Annotated in this window: 18 protein-coding genes; 11 read left to right on the top strand and 7 right to left on the bottom strand. The window is 72.9% G+C overall.

Annotated elements, in window-relative coordinates:
* On the top strand, positions 1 to 982 hold a 982-nt coding region (locus CA983_RS03680; RefSeq protein WP_086599430.1), incomplete at its 5' end, for an MBL fold metallo-hydrolase.
* A gap of 80 nt (positions 983 to 1,062) precedes the next feature.
* Here CA983_RS03680 and CA983_RS03675 read toward each other — a convergent pair.
* Both CA983_RS03675 and CA983_RS03670 read right to left on the bottom strand, forming a co-directional pair.
* The gene (locus CA983_RS03675; protein ID WP_425276411.1) at positions 1,063 to 1,686 is read right to left on the bottom strand and encodes a DedA family protein; all 624 of its coding nucleotides are present in this window, start codon (positions 1,684 to 1,686) and stop codon (positions 1,063 to 1,065) included.
* A 35-nt stretch (positions 1,687 to 1,721) separates the two neighbouring features.
* Positions 1,722 to 2,495: an MBL fold metallo-hydrolase gene (locus tag CA983_RS03670; RefSeq protein ID WP_086599426.1), complete on the bottom strand. Its 774-nt coding sequence runs from the start codon at positions 2,493 to 2,495 to the stop codon at positions 1,722 to 1,724.
* A gap of 83 nt (positions 2,496 to 2,578) precedes the next feature.
* Here CA983_RS03670 and CA983_RS03665 point away from each other — a divergent pair, with 83 nt between their 5' ends.
* The 6 genes from CA983_RS03665 to dnaK all read left to right on the top strand — a co-directional run bounded on the left by CA983_RS03665 (position 2,579) and on the right by dnaK (position 9,949).
* A complete protein-coding gene (locus CA983_RS03665; protein WP_086599425.1) occupies positions 2,579 to 2,980 on the top strand; it encodes a hypothetical protein in 402 nt (133 codons plus the stop codon).
* Between the two features lie 133 nt (positions 2,981 to 3,113).
* Entirely contained in the window at positions 3,114 to 5,150 is a 2,037-nt protein-coding gene (locus tag CA983_RS03660; protein ID WP_086599428.1) for a phage holin family protein, read from the top strand.
* A gap of 195 nt (positions 5,151 to 5,345) precedes the next feature.
* Positions 5,346 to 5,774, top strand: a complete 429-nt coding sequence (locus tag CA983_RS03655; protein WP_086599424.1) for an OsmC family peroxiredoxin — start codon at positions 5,346 to 5,348, stop codon at positions 5,772 to 5,774.
* 123 nt (positions 5,775 to 5,897) lie between these two features.
* A complete protein-coding gene (locus CA983_RS03650) occupies positions 5,898 to 7,283 on the top strand; it encodes a hypothetical protein (protein ID WP_086599423.1) in 1,386 nt (461 codons plus the stop codon).
* A complete protein-coding gene (locus CA983_RS03645) occupies positions 7,280 to 8,020 on the top strand; it encodes a glycerophosphodiester phosphodiesterase family protein (RefSeq protein ID WP_086599422.1) in 741 nt (246 codons plus the stop codon). Before CA983_RS03650 ends, CA983_RS03645 begins: the two co-directional genes overlap by 4 nt.
* Positions 8,021 to 8,080: 60 nt before the next feature.
* On the top strand, positions 8,081 to 9,949 hold the full coding sequence (dnaK, locus tag CA983_RS03640) for a molecular chaperone DnaK (protein ID WP_086599421.1): 1,869 nt from the start codon (positions 8,081 to 8,083) through the stop codon (positions 9,947 to 9,949).
* On the opposite strand, the gene CA983_RS03635 is transcribed toward dnaK, so the two are convergent.
* Both CA983_RS03635 and CA983_RS03630 read right to left on the bottom strand, forming a co-directional pair.
* Positions 9,946 to 10,428, bottom strand: a complete 483-nt coding sequence (locus CA983_RS03635) for a nitrate reductase molybdenum cofactor assembly chaperone (RefSeq protein ID WP_086599420.1) — start codon at positions 10,426 to 10,428, stop codon at positions 9,946 to 9,948. The genes dnaK and CA983_RS03635 overlap by 4 nt on opposite strands.
* 119 nt (positions 10,429 to 10,547) lie before the next feature.
* Positions 10,548 to 11,411, bottom strand: a complete 864-nt coding sequence (locus CA983_RS03630; RefSeq protein WP_086599419.1) for a helix-turn-helix domain-containing protein — start codon at positions 11,409 to 11,411, stop codon at positions 10,548 to 10,550.
* A 241-nt stretch (positions 11,412 to 11,652) separates the two neighbouring features.
* Between CA983_RS03630 and CA983_RS03625 the strand changes: the two genes are divergently transcribed.
* On the top strand, positions 11,653 to 12,078 hold the full coding sequence (locus CA983_RS03625; RefSeq protein WP_086599418.1) for a hypothetical protein: 426 nt from the start codon (positions 11,653 to 11,655) through the stop codon (positions 12,076 to 12,078).
* On the opposite strand, the gene CA983_RS03620 is transcribed toward CA983_RS03625, so the two are convergent.
* Entirely contained in the window at positions 12,060 to 12,866 is an 807-nt protein-coding gene (locus CA983_RS03620; RefSeq protein ID WP_086599417.1) for a helix-turn-helix domain-containing protein, read from the bottom strand. The genes CA983_RS03625 and CA983_RS03620 overlap by 19 nt on opposite strands.
* 128 nt (positions 12,867 to 12,994) lie before the next feature.
* Here CA983_RS03620 and CA983_RS03615 point away from each other — a divergent pair, with 128 nt between their 5' ends.
* Positions 12,995 to 13,300, top strand: a complete 306-nt coding sequence (locus tag CA983_RS03615; RefSeq protein ID WP_020272365.1) for a 4a-hydroxytetrahydrobiopterin dehydratase — start codon at positions 12,995 to 12,997, stop codon at positions 13,298 to 13,300.
* A gap of 4 nt (positions 13,301 to 13,304) precedes the next feature.
* On the top strand, positions 13,305 to 14,045 hold the full coding sequence (locus tag CA983_RS03610) for a class I SAM-dependent methyltransferase (protein WP_086599416.1): 741 nt from the start codon (positions 13,305 to 13,307) through the stop codon (positions 14,043 to 14,045).
* Here the strand turns inward: CA983_RS03610 and CA983_RS03605 are convergent.
* The gene (locus tag CA983_RS03605) at positions 14,017 to 14,550 is read right to left on the bottom strand and encodes a hypothetical protein (RefSeq protein ID WP_086599415.1); all 534 of its coding nucleotides are present in this window, start codon (positions 14,548 to 14,550) and stop codon (positions 14,017 to 14,019) included. The two genes, CA983_RS03610 and CA983_RS03605, sit on opposite strands and share 29 nt — an antisense overlap.
* Positions 14,547 to 15,026 (bottom strand): hypothetical protein, encoded by a 480-nt coding sequence (locus tag CA983_RS03600; RefSeq protein ID WP_086599414.1) that lies wholly within the window; start codon positions 15,024 to 15,026, stop codon positions 14,547 to 14,549. The genes CA983_RS03605 and CA983_RS03600 overlap by 4 nt, the downstream gene beginning before the upstream one ends.
* A gap of 39 nt (positions 15,027 to 15,065) precedes the next feature.
* Here CA983_RS03600 and CA983_RS03595 point away from each other — a divergent pair, with 39 nt between their 5' ends.
* Complete coding sequence (locus CA983_RS03595; RefSeq protein ID WP_086599413.1) at positions 15,066 to 16,034, top strand: helix-turn-helix transcriptional regulator; 969 nt, start codon at positions 15,066 to 15,068, stop codon at positions 16,032 to 16,034.
* Positions 16,035 to 16,057: the final 23 nt, after the last annotated feature.

The raw sequence follows: 16,057 nt of genomic DNA, 5'->3' as shown, positions 1-16,057 counted from the left end.
CCCGTACCCGCCACCGGCCGAACCGAGACCACTGGCCGAACGCCGGGTGTGGCCGCGCACCTTCCACGACCGGCTGACCGCCCCGCTCCCCGGCCTGAGGGCCATGGCCCGCTTCGCCCGCGAGGGCGCCGTGAGACCAGACCCGGAAGGCCTCGCCGACATCCCCCGGCTCCCTTACGCACCCGGCCCGCTGCCCCGCGTCGACGCCCGCACGATCGCCGTGACCTGGGCGGGCCACGCCAGTTGGGTCCTGCGGATCGGCGGACTGACCGTCCTCACCGACCCGGTCTGGTCCCGCCGGATCCTCGGCACCCCGGCCCGCGTCACCCCCGTGGGCGTCCCCTGGGAGGAACTGCCGCGCGTCGACGCCGTCGTCATCAGCCACAACCACTACGACCACCTGGACGCCCCCACGCTGCGCAGGCTCCCGCGCGACACCCCCGTGTTCGTCCCGGCCGGCCTCGCCCGCTGGTTCCACCGCCGCCGCTTCACCCGCGTCACGGAGCTCGACTGGTGGGAGGCGGCCGAACTCGACGGCGTCCGCTTCGACTTCGTCCCCTCCCACCACTGGTCCAAGCGCACCCTCACCGACACCTGCCGCAGCCTGTGGGGCGGCTGGGTCCTGACCGACCGGGACGGGCAGCGCCTCTACTTCGCGGGCGACACCGGCTACGGCCACTGGTTCTCCCGCATCGGCCGCCGCTACCCGGGCATCGACCTCGCCCTCCTCCCCATCGGCGCCTACGACCCCCGCTGGTGGCTCAGCGACGTCCACTGCGACCCGGAGGAGGCGGTCCGAGCCGCCCAGGACCTCGGCGCCCGGCGGATGGCTCCCATGCACTGGGGCACCTTCGTGCTCTCCGCCGAACCGGTCCTGGAACCGCTCACCCGCGTCCGCGCGGCCTGGGAAAAGGCGGGCCTGCCCCGCGAGGATCTGTGGGACCTGCCCGTCGGTGGCTCACGAGTACTGCAGCCGGCCTAGGGGCGCGGGGCTGTGCCGATATGCGGCTCCGCCGCGTGGGCGCGCCCAGCCCCATGGGCCCCGCACCCCGCGAGGAGACATCACCTGTCCGATCGCACCCGCTTCCAGACACTCGGCGCCGCGCTGATCAGCACGGTCAGGGCGATCGCCGCGACGACGCCCTCCCACGGCTCGGCGAACAGCGACCCGCCCAGAATCCCGATCAACTGGTACGTCACCGCCCAGGCCAGGCAGGCCGGCAGGTTCCCGCGCCAGAAGCGTCGCATCGGCCACTTCGCCATCAGGCAGGCCAGCATCACCGGGATACGGCCCGCCGGCACCAGCCGGGACAGCACCAGCACCGCCACACCGTGCTCGGCGAGCTTCGTCTGCGCCTGCTCCAGCCGGTCCTCGGGGGCCCGCGCCCGGAGCGCCGCCAGCCAGCGGGAGCCGTTCTTCGACTTCATCCCGCGCCGCCCCAGCCAGTACAGCGCCGCGTCCCCGAGGAACGCCGCCAGCGACGCCGTCACGAACACCATCGCCAGCGAGAACGGCGCCGTCTGGTGGACGGCGACCACGGCCGCCGAACTCACCAGCGCGCCCGTCGGGATCACCGGTACCAGCGCCCCGATCAGCACCAGCAGGAAGAGCGAGGGATAGCCGATCGCCTGCTGTGTGGACTCCGGTACGACGGACGCCGGGGTGACGGCCGACGCCGCGAGCAGAGGTATCACGGCCTGCGCCACGGGCGCGGTCGGGATCACCGCGCGACCTCCAGGCGCACGCTCTCCCCGTGCCCGAGCCGGTGCACCGCCACGCCGGGCGCGTGCCGCGCCGCGAGCCGCACGAACTCGTCACCCGGCGCGTAGAACTCGTGGGGGCGCACGGCGTCCATCCCGATCGGCCAGTACGTGCCGTAGTGCACCGGCACCGCACTGCGCGGCGCCAGCCGCGCCAGCGCCTGCGCCGCCCGGCCCGCGTCCAGATGCCCCTCGCCCAGGTACGGCCCCCAGCCGCCCACCGGCAACAGCGTCACCTCGACCGGCCCGACCTCCTCGGCCATGTCCTCGAACAGCCCGGTGTCCCCGGCGAAGTAGGTCCGGGCCTCGCCCGCGATGACGTAGCCGAGCGCGGGGGAGCGGTGCGGTCCGAGCGGCAGCCGGCGTCCGTCGTGCCGCGCGGGCACGGCCCGTACGACGATGTCGCCGACCGGCGTCTCGTCCCCGGGCGCCACCTCGCTGACCCGCAGGTGAGCGAGCCGGCGCAGGCCCGGCACCGCCCGGCGCGCGCCCCGGGGCACGAGCAGGCGCGTGCCCGGAGCGAGCCGCATCAGCGACGGCACATGCAGGTGGTCGGCGTGCAGATGCGAGACCAGCGCGACATCCGCCTGGCGGGCGCCGGGAGGCGGCAGGTCCCCGCGCCGGCGGCGCAGGTGCGCGAGCCGGCGCGCGAACAGCGGATCGGTGAGCACGCGTACGTTCGAGTCCTCGACCGTGCAAGTGGCGTGACCCCACCAGGTGATCTCCACCGGCACTTCTTTGCCCCCTTCGCGCGACTCCCCGAAGCCTACGTGCAGGAGTAGGGTCGGCGACGAAAACCGGAGGTGAGGGGGACGCCATGGTGCCGGTCCGGGTCACGGCGATCGCGAGTCTGACGCCGCTGGAGGAGCTCGACGACGATCCGTTCCTGGTCGACTCCCGCAGCCAGCACGCGATGTGCGCCCGCTGGGCCGCAGAGCGGGGCTATGTGATCAGCCGGGAGTTACTGGTCCGGGGGCTGCGCCCCGACCACTGCGCGCTGTGGGACGGCGTCCGCCCCGGCCTCGACCTGTTCGTGGCACCCAGCCGGAGAGTGCTGGAGAGCGCGCTCGCTTCCGTCGAGGAGTTCACCGCGGAGTGCGCGCGGCGCGGGGTGCGCGTCGAGACGGTCGGGCATGCGGAGCCGGCGTACGACGCGGCGATGAAGGCGTGCGTGCACCGCAGGCTGTCGATGCCGACCGCCGGCTACGACGGGCGCTGACGCGACGGTCCGGGGGACACCAGGCGTCCGCGGAGCGTTGTGGCACTGTGGGTGAGGGTCCGTGGTCGCGACGGGCCGGGACGTGAGGTGGCGGGGCGTGCGGGGCGTGCGGTGGCGGCGGGTCGCCAGTCAGATGGGGCGGAGCGTCGCCGTGTGGGCGGTCTCCACCCTCACCCTGCTCGTGCTCGCCGGGATCCTGCCGGACTTCCGGCTCCGCTCGGCCGACGGTGACAGCGCGACCGACATCGCCGTCAAGGCGGCCTTCGGCGCCGGCGCCTTCGGTGTCCTGTCGGCCGTGGTCTGGCCGCTGCTCGTCCGGCTCCTGCTCCTCGTACCGGCGCTCGTGCTCGGGACGCTGGTGTTCTTCCTCAACGGCGCGCTGCTGCTGCTCGCCCTGCGCCTCGACCCCGGGGAGCGCGGCACCGCCGCACCGGAGACCGCCGTCGTGGTCGCCGCCGTGATGTCCGCCGTGGCGTCCGCCACCGGCGCCGCCCTGGCCGTGCGCGACGACGACGCCTACCGCCGCAGGCTGTACCGCCTCTCGGACCGCCGCCGCAGGTCCGGACCGCCCTGCCCGTCCAGCCCCGGCACGGTCTTCCTGCAACTCGACGGCGTCGGCCACGACGTCCTGCTGGACGCGGTCGGCAAGGGCCTGATGCCCACCGTCGCCCGTCGGCTCGGCATCGGCGACGGCGCTCGCGCCACCCACCGGCTCACCCCCTGGCGCACCGACTGGTCGAGCCAGACCGGCGCCAGCCAGCTCGGCATCCTGCACGGCAGCAACCACGACGTCCCCGCGTTCCGCTGGTACGAGAAGGACACCCGCGAGGTGGTCGTGTGCAACCGCCCGACCAGCGCCGCCGAACTCCAGCGCCGCGCCGTCGGATACGCGGGGCACGGCGGCCTGCTCGCCGTCGACGGCGCCAGCCGCGGCAACCTGTTCAGCGGCGGCGCCGGACAACAGGCCCTCGTGCTGTCCATCGCCGCCCGCCGCCGCAGCCGGGAGAACCGCTCCCGGGCGGGCTACTTCGCCTACTTCTCCGACCCGGCCAACGCCGTGCGCACGGCCCTGTCCTTCGTCGCCGAGGTGGGCCGGGAGATCGGCCAGTCCACCCGGGCCCGCCTCGGCAAGCAACGCCCGCGCGTCTCCCGCGGCGGCCTCTACCCGCTCGTGCGGGCCTTCGCGACCGTCGTCGAGCGGGACGTCGTCGTCGCCGCCGTGACGGGCGACATGCTCGCCGGCCGCACCGCCGTCTACGCCGACCTCGTGGCCTACGACGAGGTCGCCCACCACTCCGGCCCGGCGAGCCGCGACGCGCGGAAGGTCCTCGAACGCCTCGACCGCTCCCTCGCCCTGATCGAGAACGTCGCCGAGCACGCCCCGCGCCCGTACCGGATCGTCGTGCTGTCCGACCACGGCCAGAGCCCCGGCGAGACCTTCCGCTCGCGCTACGGCCTCACCCTCGGCGACCTGGTGCGGGCCGGCTGCGGACTGCCCGTGCCGCGCCGCGCGGAGCGCACCCGCAGCGGGGCGGAGGCCCGCGCCGCCGTGCGCGCCGCCCTGCGCATCCCGGTCGAGGAGAGCGGCGAGCGGCACCGCCCCACGCGCCGCTCGGAACCGATCGTGCTGGCCTCCGGCAACCTCGGCCTGGTCTCCTTCCCGGACGTCTCGCACCGCATGAGCAAGGAGGAGATCGACGCCCGCCACCCCGCGCTGCTGCCGACCCTCGCCAACCACCCCGGCATCGGCTTCCTGCTGGTGCGCAGCGAGGAGCACGGCGGGGTCGTCCTCGGCGCGTACGGCGCCGAGATACCGCTGGCCGACCTCGATGACAACCCGGGCCCGCTCGCCCCGTTCGGCCCGGGCGCCGCCGACGCGGTACGCCGTACGCACTCCTTCCCGCACACCGCCGACATCATGGTCAACTCCTTCCACGACCCGGCCGACGGCGAAGTCCTCGCCTTCGAGGAGCAGATCGGCTCCCACGGCGGCCTCGGCGGCGAACAGGGCAAGCCCTTCCTGCTGTCACCGCTCGGCTTCTCCCCGCCGGTCGACGAGGGGGAGGAACTCGTCGGCGCCGAACACGTCCACCGCGTGCTGCGCCGCTGGATGCGCGAGTCGGACGGCCCCCAGGTGCCGCTGGAGAGCAGCGGGGAACGCGCCGCCTGAACGGACCCGGAGGCCGGCGAGATCCACGTCGGTCCGCTGCGCCACGGCGCGAGCACGCGTACCTGATCCCGCAGGGAGCGCGGCTGCCGTTCGGCGCCAGAGGGCCGGTCCTCCGCGTGAGTTGAACCGGAGTGTGATCGGATGGTGCCCAGGAACCCGGTCACGGCTTCCGGATACTCATCGAAAGGATGCGACATGGCAGCCACGCGCTCCGCACACACCGTTTGGGAAGGCAGCCTCTTCAAGGGCAACGGCGTCGTCACCTTCGACTCCTCCGGCATCCTCGCCGAGCAGCCGGTCAGCTGGGCGGCCCGTACCGAGGAGCCGGGCGGGAAGACCAGCCCGGAGGAGCTGATCGCCGCCGCCCACTCCAGCTGCTTCTCGATGGCCTTCTCCAACATCCTCGACAAGGCCGGCACCCCGCCGACCAAGCTGGTGACCTCCGCCGACGTCACCTTCCAGCCCGGCGAGGGCATCACCGGCATCCACCTCACCGTCGAGGGCACCGTCCCCGGCATCGACGAGGAGGCCTTCCTCGCCGCCGCCGAGGAGGCCAAGGTCGGCTGCCCGGTCAGCCAGGCCCTCAAGGCCACCCCGATCACCCTGACCGCCAAGCTCGCCTGAACAGCCCCATCCCCGTCGCGCGGGCCCGCCCACCAGGGGCGGCCCGCGCGACGTCGTCGGTTCGCGATCCGCGCCCGGGGTATGAACCAGACGCTCTGACGCCGACGGGCCGGAAGGAACGCGATGCTGCCGGGAACGTCCACGAGCGCGACGGTGCTCGACTCCGCCACCCGTGACCGGACCCGCGTCCTGCTGCTGTTCAGCCTCTCCGGCCGGCTGCGCCCCCGGGACACCGCCCTCGGCGCGCTCGTCGACCGCTACGACTACGGCCGCTTCGCCTCCCACCTGATGACCAGCCAGGACGTGCTCCCCGTTCCGGTGCTGGACGAGCAGGTCGCGCCACGCCGGCTGCGGCTGCCGCACGGCGACCACGGCCTCGGCCTCGCGTCCCTGCGGATCCTCGTCGTCACCACCCCGCGCGGCGACGCCACCCTCGTCCTGGACTGCGCCTTCGCGGGCGAGACCACGGCCGGCGACCTCGCCGCCTGGCTGGCCACCACCTGCTTCGACCGGGAGCGGATCGAACTCGACGACCGCCCGCTCCTGACCGTGCTGACCGGGCACCTCGGCGGCCGGCCGCTCGCTCTCGGCCAGAACGTGCACCAACTCGTCTTCCCCGGCGGCCGGTTACAGCGCGAGCTGCTCAGCGCCGACGAGGCCCGCAAGGCGATCCTGCTGAACGAGATCGTCTACCGCGGGCGGATGCCCTGGAACCCCGCCACGCCCTACGACGTGAGCCTGGCGCCGCACGTCAGGAACCACGGCGTCACCCTGTCCGCCCTCGGCCGGGGCGTCTCCGTCCAGGCGGGCTGGGCCCCGCACGTCGAGAACGGCCTGATGCTCGTCGCCATCGGCATGATCTCCGCCCTGGCCGTGCTCCAGCGCACCCGCCTCGCGGCCTTCGCGACGATGAAGGCCAACGAGCAGGCCCTGACCGACTCGCCCACCGAGATCCGCGCCCTGATCACCCGCCTGTCCGCGGGCGTCAACGAACTCCAGCTGGACCTCGCCTTCGGCGTCGAGGCCTACGTCGACAGCCTGCTGATCCCCGAGATGATCATGGAGGCGTTCCAGACCTCGCTGGGCGACGCGCTCGGCATCCGCGACAGCCTGGAGAACTCGGCCCGCATGGTCGAACGCCTGACCTCGGTGATCAGCGCCCGCTCCGCCGCCCTGGACGCCGAACTCGCCGAGCGCGACGACCGCCGGGACCGCACCGTCTCCGGCCTGGTCGCCGCCGCCACACTGATCGCCCTGCCGCCCACCCTGCTGCTGGCCTTCTTCGGCGTGAACGGCACGAACGTCGACGAGCACCGCTCCATCCTCGACCTGCGCGCCTACGGCACGGCCTACGCGCTGGCCTGGCTCCCCTTCGCGACCCTGGTCCTGATCGGCTACGTCCTGCTCAGACGGATCAGCACCCGCTCCGGCTCGCTGCTGCCGGCGTCCGACGACGACGCCGTACCCGTCCCGCCGCCACGCTCGCCCTCCGGGAGCCGACGACCATGACGCCACGCCCCGCCGTCTCCGCCCACCGGGGTGGCTCCGAGCGCGCCGGACCCGCCACCTGGCAGGCGTACGAGGACGCACTGGAGTCCGGCGCGGAGTACGTCGAGTTCGACATCCGCCGCACGAAGGACGGCGTCCTCGTCGTCTACCACGACCCCCGGGCCGGGCACACCGGGCCGCCGCTGGCCGCGCTCACGCACGCCGAGCTGTGCGAGCGGGCCGGGTACGAGGTGCCGGTCGTGGACGAGGTCATGGCGCTGATCGCCGGGAAGGTCGTGGCGCACCTGGACCTGAAGGAGGTGGGCTACGAGCGGGAGGTGATCGACCGGGCGGTGGCCCTGCTCGGCGTGGACGGGCTCGTCGTGACGACGCTGGAGGACCGTTCCGTGGCCGCCGTCGCGCAGGCCTTCCCCGGGGTGCGCACCGCGCTGTCCCTGGGGCGCGACCGCAGGGAGCTGGCCCTGGCCCGGCTGCCCGGGACCCGGCTGAGCGAGCTGTTCCCGGCCCGCCGCATCCGGGCCTGCGGGGCCCACGGCGTCGCCGTGCACCAGCGGCTGGCCAGGACCACCGTGCTGCGCGAGGCGACCCGGCACGGCCTGTTCACCATGGTGTGGACCGTCAACGACGACACCCTGATGCGGGCTTTCCTCGCCCACCCGCGCGTGGACGTCCTCGTCACCGACCGGCCCCGGCGGGCCGTGGCGCTCCGCGGGCCCCTCACCCCCTCGCGCCATTGACAACAGCGCACTCAAGTTTTGTGCTGGAAAGTGAGAGCGCCCTGGCGGAAGGGGACAGCGATGGGACGTGCGGTCGGAATCGACCTCGGAACCACGAACTCGGTGGTCGCCGTGCTGGAAGGCGGCGAGCCCACCGTCATCGCCAACGCGGAAGGAGCCAGGACCACACCCTCGGTCGTGGCGTTCGCCAAGAACGGAGAGGTGCTGGTCGGGGAGGTGGCCAAGCGGCAGGCCGTGACGAACGTGGATCGCACCGCCCGCTCGGTCAAGCGCCACATGGGTGACGCGCACTGGCGCTTCCCCGAGCACGGCGACATCGACGGCACCCGCTACCGGGCGCAGGAGCTGTCCGCGCGCGTGCTCCAGAAACTGAAGCGGGACGCGGAGTCCTACCTCGGGGAGGACGTCACGGACGCGGTGATCACCGTCCCGGCGTACTTCGACGACTCCCAGCGGCAGGCCACGAAGGAGGCCGGGGAGATCGCGGGCCTGAAGGTGCTGCGGATCATCAACGAGCCGACGGCGGCGGCGCTGGCCTACGGGCTGGACAAGGAGAACGACCAGACGGTGCTGGTCTTCGACCTGGGCGGCGGCACCTTCGACGTGTCGCTGCTGGAGATGGGCGAGGGCGTCATCGAGGTGAAGGCCACCAACGGCGACACCCACCTGGGCGGCGACGACTGGGACCAGCGGGTCGTCGAGTACCTGGTCAAGCGCTTCAAGGGCCAGTACGGCGTCGACCTGGCGGGCGACAAGATGGCCGTGCAGCGGCTGCGCGAGGGCGCCGAGAAGGCCAAGATCGAGCTGTCCAGCTCCACCGAGACGACGATCAACCTGCCCTACATCACGGCCTCCGCCGAGGGGCCGCTGCACCTCGACGAGAAGCTGACCCGGGCCCAGTTCCAGGAGCTCACCGCCGACCTGCTCGATCGCTGCAAGGCGCCCTTCCACCAGGCGGTCAAGGACGCAGGGGTGAAGCTCTCCGCGATCAACCACGTCATCCTCGTCGGCGGTTCCACGCGTATGCCCGCCGTCACCGAACTGGTCAAGGAACTGACCGGAAAGGACCCGCACAAGGGCGTCAACCCCGACGAGGTCGTGGCGCTCGGCGCCGCGCTCCAGGCGGGTGTCCTCCGCGGCGACGTCAAGGACGTGCTGCTGCTCGACGTCACCCCGCTGTCCCTGGGCATCGAGACCAAGGGCGGCATCATGACCAAGCTCATCGAGCGCAACACCACGATTCCCACCCGGCGTTCGGAGATCTTCACCACCGCCGCCGACAACCAGCCCTCGGTCGGCATCCAGGTCTACCAGGGCGAGCGGGAGATCGCCGCGTACAACAAGAAGCTCGGCGTCTTCGACCTGACGGGCCTGCCGCCGGCGCCGCGCGGCGTGCCGCAGATCGAGGTGGCCTTCGACATCGACGCCAACGGCATCATGCACGTCTCCGCCAAGGACCTGGCGACCGGCCGCGAGCAGAAGATGACCGTCACCGGCGGCTCGGCCCTGCCCAAGGACGACATCGACCGCATGATGCGCGAGGCCGAGCAGTACGCCGAGGAGGACCGCCGGCGGCGCGAGGCCGCCGAGACCCGCAACCAGGCCGAGCAACTCGTCTACCAGACCGAGAAGTTCCTCCGCGACAACGGTGACAAGATCCCGGCCGACACCAAGAGCGAGGTCGAGTCGGCCATCACCGAAGTGAAGGGACAGCTCGAACAGCAGGCGGACACCGCCGCCCTGCGCGCCGGCGTCGAGAAACTCGCCTCGGTCAGCCAGAAGATGGGCCAGGCGATGTACGCCCAGGCCCAGCAGACACCCACCGAGGAATCCTCCGGCACGCCGCGCGAAGAAGAAGAGGGCGTCGTCGACGCGGAGATCGTGGACGAGGAGAAGGACCAGGGAGACCGGAAGGGCGGGGCGGCCTAGCCTCCCCCGGGAGCGGCCTGGCTCTCCGCGGGCGGCAGCGTCGCGTACACGGCGTCGACGACGGACGCGTACGGAGTGCCGGAGTCGGCCAGCCCGGAGCGCAGTCGCTCCAGTCCGGCCCGGTGCTCCGTCAGCAGGACGGTGTTGCCGGTGCGGGCCGTGAACTCCAATACCGCGGGCAGGAAGTCGGGCAGCTCCTCGCCGGCGAGCTCCAGGCCGTGGGAGCTGTAGAGCTCCTGGAAGCGGGCCGGTGAGAACCCGCGCCAGCGGCTCAGGTACAGACTGTGGCCGTTCGTGCTCTCGAAGACCTGGAGGTAGTGGGCGGCCAGCTCCCGCGGCTCGGTGACGGCCGCGTGGTCGGCGAACTCCCGTAGCTGCGGGGCGGCCTCGCGCAGCAGCGGCAGCCGGGCGTGGAAGTCGTCGCCGGGATACGTCAGGCACAGCGCGGCCGCCTGGTACAGCAGCTCGAAGCCGGGCATCTGACCTCCTTGGCGTGCGCTCTTCGCCGCGCCCCGTGCACACGACGCTACGGGCGGGCGGGGGAGCGCACCCGCCGGCGACGCCCGTACGGGTCACGGCCTGCGCACGAGGGCCTTGCTCAGTAGGTCTCGCGGTACTCCCGCAGGAGCTTTCCCGTGCGCTGCGTGGAGGCCGCGCCCGCCGTCATGTGGTCGAGGACCTCCAGATGCGCGGAGACCTCCTTGCGGGAGTCGAGGTAGAGCGCGCCGGTCAGGTACTCGGTGAAGACCATGTCGGGCAGTTCGGGCTCGGCGAAGCGGAACAGGGAGAACGGCGCGTACGTCCCCGGGTGCGGGCCGTCCTTGAACTCGGCGACCTGGAGCGTGACGCGGTCCCGCTCGGCGTACTCCAGCAGCTTGTCCAGCTGGTCCCGCATCACCTGGCCGTCGACGCTCACCGGGCGCCGCAGCACCGTCTCGTCCATGATCACCCACAGGTGCGGCGGGTTGGGGCGCTCCAGCAGCCGCTGCCGCTCCATGCGCAGCGACACATGCCGCTCCACGGCCTCCGGCCCGAAGTTCCCGATGGTGCCGGCCTGCAGGACCGCACGCGCGTACCCCTCGGTCTGCAACAGCCCCGGCACGAAGTGCGGCTCGTAGGACCGGATGATCCGGGCGGCGCCCTCCAGGCTCACGTACAGGCTGAACCACTCCGGCAGCACGTCGTGGAACCGCTGCCACCAGCCCGGCCGGTTCGCCTCCTCGGCGAGCTCGACGAACGCGGTCACCTCGTCCTCGGGCACGCCGTAGGCGGTCAGCAGGATCTGTACGTACGGGATCTTGAGCGCGACGTCGGCGGTCTCCATCCGCCGGACCGTCGCGGGGGCGACGCGCAGCACCCGGGCGGCTTCGTCACGACTGAGGCCCGCGGCCTCGCGCAGCTCCTGCAACCTCTTGCCCAGCACCACCTGGCCCACGGTCGGTGCGGCCCGCCGTTCACTCACGCCACGCCTCCCCAACGTGCCCAAGCCTGCGATCAGTCTGTCACGTACCGCCGACAGTCTCACAGGGCCGCGGGCGTGGAGATCGAGAGAAGGGACGTGTCACCGGGGCATTACCCCGCGGGTAATCGACCGGGCGCGCCCGGGACGGGATCGTGAACGCACCGGTTCCCGGGCCGGCGCACTCCGGCCCGGGAACCGGGTACCGGCCCGCGCACCACGACCCGACGGAGGGTGATGCACCATGTCCGCATCCCAGCTCGCCACGCTCGCCCGGACCAGTGCGCCGCAGTCGATGATGCGCCGCTTCCTCGCCCTGGACGCGGCGGTGACCGGCTCCAACGCGCTCGCCTACCTCGCGTTCTCCGGCCCGCTCGGCCGTTTCCTCGGCGTGGACTCCACGCTGCTGCTCGCACTGGGCGCGTTCCTCACCGCCTACGCGGCGGGCGTGGGCCTGCTGGCCGCCCGCCGGCAGCCGCCGGCGCTCGGCGTGCGGGCCGTCGTCGAGGCCAACCTCGCCTGGACGGCGGTGAGCCTCGTGGCCCTGGCGCTGTGGCTGACGCCGAGCACGGCGGGCGCCGTGTGGACGGTGCTCCAGTCCCTGGTCGTGGCCGCCTTCGCCGCCCTTCAGTACACGGCACTGAGGGCCCGTCAGGGCAGGAGCGACTGAAGGTACTTGACCGTCGCCGGGTCGGCCGGGAGGAGCGTCTCGATGGCAAGCTCGGCGACGGTCACGTCCATCGGTGTGTTGAACGTGGAGATCGAGGAGATGAACGACAGCGTCCGCCCCTCGTGCTCGATCCGCAGCGGCAGCGCGAAGTACGGCACCGCCTCCGCGGGCTCCTCCGCCGGATCCGCGTCGGGCACCGGATACGCCGCCACTTCCTCGTACAGGGCCCGCAGCGGCTCGGAGCGGTGCAGCGCGATCTGCCGCTCCATCTGCTCCAGCAGGTGCCCGCGCCAGGCGCGCAGGTTGCGGATGCGCGGCGCCAGGCCCTGCGGGTGCAGGGCGAGCCGCATCGCGTTCAGCGGCGGTTCGAGCAGGGTCTCGCAGACGCCGTCGATCAGCGTCATGATCCCCCGGTTGGCCGCCACGACGTTGTACCGCGCGTCCACCACCAGTGCCGGGTACGGCTCGTAGCCCCCGATCAGCCGTTCGATGCCCTCGCGCAGCGCGCCCAGCGCCGGGTCGTCCAGCGGCGTCTCGGGGTAGCGCGGGGCGTAACCGGCCGCCAGCAGCAGCGCGTTGCGCTCCCGCACCGGGACGTCCAGGTGCTCGGCCAGCCGCAGCACCATCTCCTCGCTGGGCCGGGAGCGGCCCGTCTCGACGAAGCTGATGTGCCGGGCCGAGGAGTCCGCGCGCAGGGCCAGCTCCAGCTGGCTGACCCGGCGCCGCTCCCGCCAGGCCCGCAGCAGCGGCCCCACGCCCTGGTCGGTCGTGGACGGATGAGTGGTCATGCCGGGACCGTAGTCGAGAACCGGTCGCGCCGGACAGGCACACCGCTGCGACCAGGGCCCCGGACGTCCCGCTGTGGCAGGCTGAGAAGCGAGAAGAGGACACCGGAGCCAGGGAAGGAGCGCTGCCCATGCCCGTCGAACCGCTGTCGCAGAAGGAGGTCGAGGACCGGCTGGCCGAGTTGCCGGGCTGGTCGCTCGACGGGGACCGCCTCACCCGCTCCTACCGGCTCGGCTCTCACTTCGCGGCGACGGCGATGGTCGTGCACATCGCCCAGGTCCAGGAGGAGCTCGACCACCACTCCGACCTCACGCTCGGCTACAACACGGTGTCCCTGTCCGTGCACACGCACAGCGCGGGCGGCGCCGTCACCGAGAAGGACTTCGAGCTCGCCCGCAGGGTGGAGGACCTGGCCCCCGGGCACGGGGCACACTGACCGCGTGCTCGACTACGACAAGGAAGCGGAGCGGTACGACGCCTCGCGCGGCGGCGAGCCCAGGGCGGCCGCCGCCGCGAGCGCGGTGCTGAGCCTCGTGCCGCCGGACGCGCGCAGCCTGCTCGACGTCGCCTGCGGCACCGGCATCGTGACCCGCCGGCTCGCGGCCGCGCGCGAGGGCATGCGGGTGACCGGCGTGGACCTCTCCCCGGCGATGGCCCGGCAGGCCACCGCACGGCTGCCCGGTGCCGTGGTGCTCGCCGACAGCCGCCGGCTGCCCTTCCGGGACGGCGAGTTCGACGCCGTGTGCAGCGTGTGGCTGCTGCACCTGGCCGCCGGGCCCGCCGACGTCCGGACCATCGTCGGCGAATGCGCCCGGGTGCTGCGGCCCGGCGGCGTCTACGTCACCACGGTCGACAAGGCCGCCTCCCACAACGTGGGCAGTGACATCGATGTCGTCCTGTCCTCCCGTCCGCCCAGCCCGGTCCGGGACGCGGCGGCGGACGTCGAGTCCCACGCCGCCGGGCACGGCCTGGTCCCGGCCGGGCAGGCCCGCTTCCGCGGCCACGGTCAGGGCCGCAGCCCGCGCCGAACGGTCGCCGATCTGCGCCGCGGCTGGTTCGTCACCCTGCCGCCCGGCCACCCCCTCGCCGACGGCTTCGCCACCCGGCTGGCGGAACTCCCCGACCAGGACAGACCCCGCCCCGACCCGTTCTTCACGCTCCGGGCGTTCCGGAAGCCGTGAGGGAGTCTCGAGCCCGGGTGAACTCCATGATCCAGTTGGTCAGCCAGGTCTCTCCGCCGTCCGTGGAGAACGCCTGTTCCCAGCGGGCGGTGCCCGGGGAGATTCCCGACCAGACGAACCGCACGCGCACGTCCTCGCCGATGGGGGTCCCCCCTGTTCGAGCGGAGCCGAGAACTTGGGGGAGGGTGTCGACGCCGTGGAACTCGCCCCTCGGGCCCTGAAAACGGCCGAAGACCGGCGGGAAGAGGGTCCCGCTGCGGCTGGACGCCCAGTTCAGCGACCACTCCTCACGGACCGGGTCGAACAGTCGCAGCGTCAGCCCCTTCGCGCCGAGGTGCGGCATGTCGATCTCGTCGATGTTGGCGGCCCCGTCGAACAGTGCCCGGCACTCGCTCCGGCCCGGGAACTCCTCCCAGTCACTGCCGGGATCGAGGAAGCCGGTGCGGCGGCGGTGCAGGACGCTCCAGGTGCCGTGGAAGAAGTCGAAGTCGTGCGGGCTGCTCATGAGCGGTCTCCAGTGGTTCCTTCGGACAGACGGTCGGCCAGATAGGCGTCGAGGTCGGGGACGTCCGGGGCGAGCATGTGCCGTACCCAGGCGTCGCGTTCGTGCAGGATCGGCGGCAGCTCCCAGACGCAGCCGATCCACGGCAGGCCGGGCCTCACGAAGTGCGTGGGGTCGCGGTCCGGGCAGCCGAGGACCGGCTGGCCCGCCGCCGCGCCGCCGAAGTGCAGCACGTTGTCCCACACCCAGCTGTACGCGTTCAGATAGGCGCCGTCGTCGCCGCCCCGGTGCAGCACGACGAACGTCGCCGGCGGGGTGCCGTCCGGTTCCGGCAGCAGCTCGGGCAGGATCGCGTACGCCGCCTTCTCCACCTCGGGCGCGATGCCCCCCGGGTCGGCCGTGACGTGGTAGCGCTTGATCCACCGGCCGGCCACCTCGACGGGCGGCGGCACGGTCAGGAGTTTCTCCGTGAAGGGCATGGCGGCACGCTAGAGCCGCTTCCCTGACATCCTGTGTCAGTGAAGTCCAGCCGACTCGTCTCGATCCTCCTGCTGCTCCAGACGCGCGGCCGGATGACCGCCGCGCAGCTCGCCGAGGAACTGGAGGTCTCGGTCCGTACCGTCTACCGGGACGTCGAGGCCCTCGGTGCCGCGGGGGTCCCGGTGTACGGCGACGCGGGCCACGCCGGCGGATACCGCCTGCTGGACGGCTACCGCACGCGTCTGACGGGCCTCACCGCCGACGAGGCCGAGGCCCTCTTCCTCGCGGGCGCCCCCGGCCCCGCCGCCCAGCTCGGTCTCGGCTCCGTGCTCGCCGCCGCCCAGCTCAAGGTGCGCGCCGCCCTGCCGGCGGAGCTGCGCGCCCACGCCGACCGGATCAGCGGCCGCTTCCACCTGGACGCCCCCGGCTGGTACGCGGACGCCGACGACGCCCCATACCTCCCGGCCGTCGCGGACGCCGTATGGAGCAGCCGCGTCCTGCACGTCAGCTACCGCCGCTGGCGCGAGCCCACCGACGTGGAGCGCCGTCTGGAGCCGTACGGGCTGGTACTGAAGGCGGGCCGCTGGTACGTCGTCGCCGGACCCGGACCACGTACCTACCGGGTCGACCAGATCCTCGAACTCACCACCCATGACGAGGAGTTCACCCGGCCCGGGGGCTTCGACCTGGCCGCGTACTGGGCGGCGTACCAGCGCGGCTTCCACGACCGGCTCCACCGCGGCGAGGCGGTCGTGCGGCTGGCCCCGGGGACGACGCTCACCGGTCCGGCGGGGGAGGCGGTACGGCGCGACGGACGTACGGACGACGACGGCTGGACACGCGCGACGGTCCCCATCGAGTCCGTCGACCACGCCCACGCCGAGTTCCTGCGCCTGGGCACGGCCATCGAGGTGCTGGCCCCCGACGAACTGCGGTCGAGGATCGCCCGGACCGTGGCCGAACTGGCGGAGCGGTACGGCAACTCCCGTGCTCCCGGCGGCGACTGAGCACATGCCCACGGCTGCCCGCC

Source organism: Streptomyces swartbergensis (assembly GCF_002148965.1).
In the GTDB taxonomy this organism is placed as follows: Bacteria; Actinomycetota; Actinomycetes; order Streptomycetales; family Streptomycetaceae; genus Streptomyces; species Streptomyces swartbergensis.
Note: the sequence above shows the minus strand (reverse complement) of the source record. Positions and strands in the feature narration are given on the sequence as shown.

What these genes read in the sequence shown, in the direction of transcription:
- CA983_RS03620 (WP_086599417.1), bottom strand. Translation starts at nt 12,866, where the DNA reads ATGACCACTCATCCGTCCACGACCGACCAGGGCGTGGGGCCGCTGCTG.
- CA983_RS03625 (WP_086599418.1), top strand. Translation starts at nt 11,653, where the DNA reads ATGTCCGCATCCCAGCTCGCCACGCTCGCCCGGACCAGTGCGCCGCAG.
- CA983_RS03600 (WP_086599414.1), bottom strand. Translation starts at nt 15,026, where the DNA reads ATGCCCTTCACGGAGAAACTCCTGACCGTGCCGCCGCCCGTCGAGGTG.
- CA983_RS03635 (WP_086599420.1), bottom strand. Translation starts at nt 10,428, where the DNA reads ATGCCCGGCTTCGAGCTGCTGTACCAGGCGGCCGCGCTGTGCCTGACG.
- CA983_RS03660 (WP_086599428.1), top strand. Translation starts at nt 3,114, where the DNA reads ATGGGGCGGAGCGTCGCCGTGTGGGCGGTCTCCACCCTCACCCTGCTC.
- CA983_RS03605 (WP_086599415.1), bottom strand. Translation starts at nt 14,550, where the DNA reads ATGAGCAGCCCGCACGACTTCGACTTCTTCCACGGCACCTGGAGCGTC.
- CA983_RS03655 (WP_086599424.1), top strand. Translation starts at nt 5,346, where the DNA reads ATGGCAGCCACGCGCTCCGCACACACCGTTTGGGAAGGCAGCCTCTTC.
- CA983_RS03665 (WP_086599425.1), top strand. Translation starts at nt 2,579, where the DNA reads ATGGTGCCGGTCCGGGTCACGGCGATCGCGAGTCTGACGCCGCTGGAG.
- CA983_RS03645 (WP_086599422.1), top strand. Translation starts at nt 7,280, where the DNA reads ATGACGCCACGCCCCGCCGTCTCCGCCCACCGGGGTGGCTCCGAGCGC.
- dnaK (WP_086599421.1), top strand. Translation starts at nt 8,081, where the DNA reads ATGGGACGTGCGGTCGGAATCGACCTCGGAACCACGAACTCGGTGGTC.
- CA983_RS03615 (WP_020272365.1), top strand. Translation starts at nt 12,995, where the DNA reads ATGCCCGTCGAACCGCTGTCGCAGAAGGAGGTCGAGGACCGGCTGGCC.
- CA983_RS03650 (WP_086599423.1), top strand. Translation starts at nt 5,898, where the DNA reads ATGCTGCCGGGAACGTCCACGAGCGCGACGGTGCTCGACTCCGCCACC.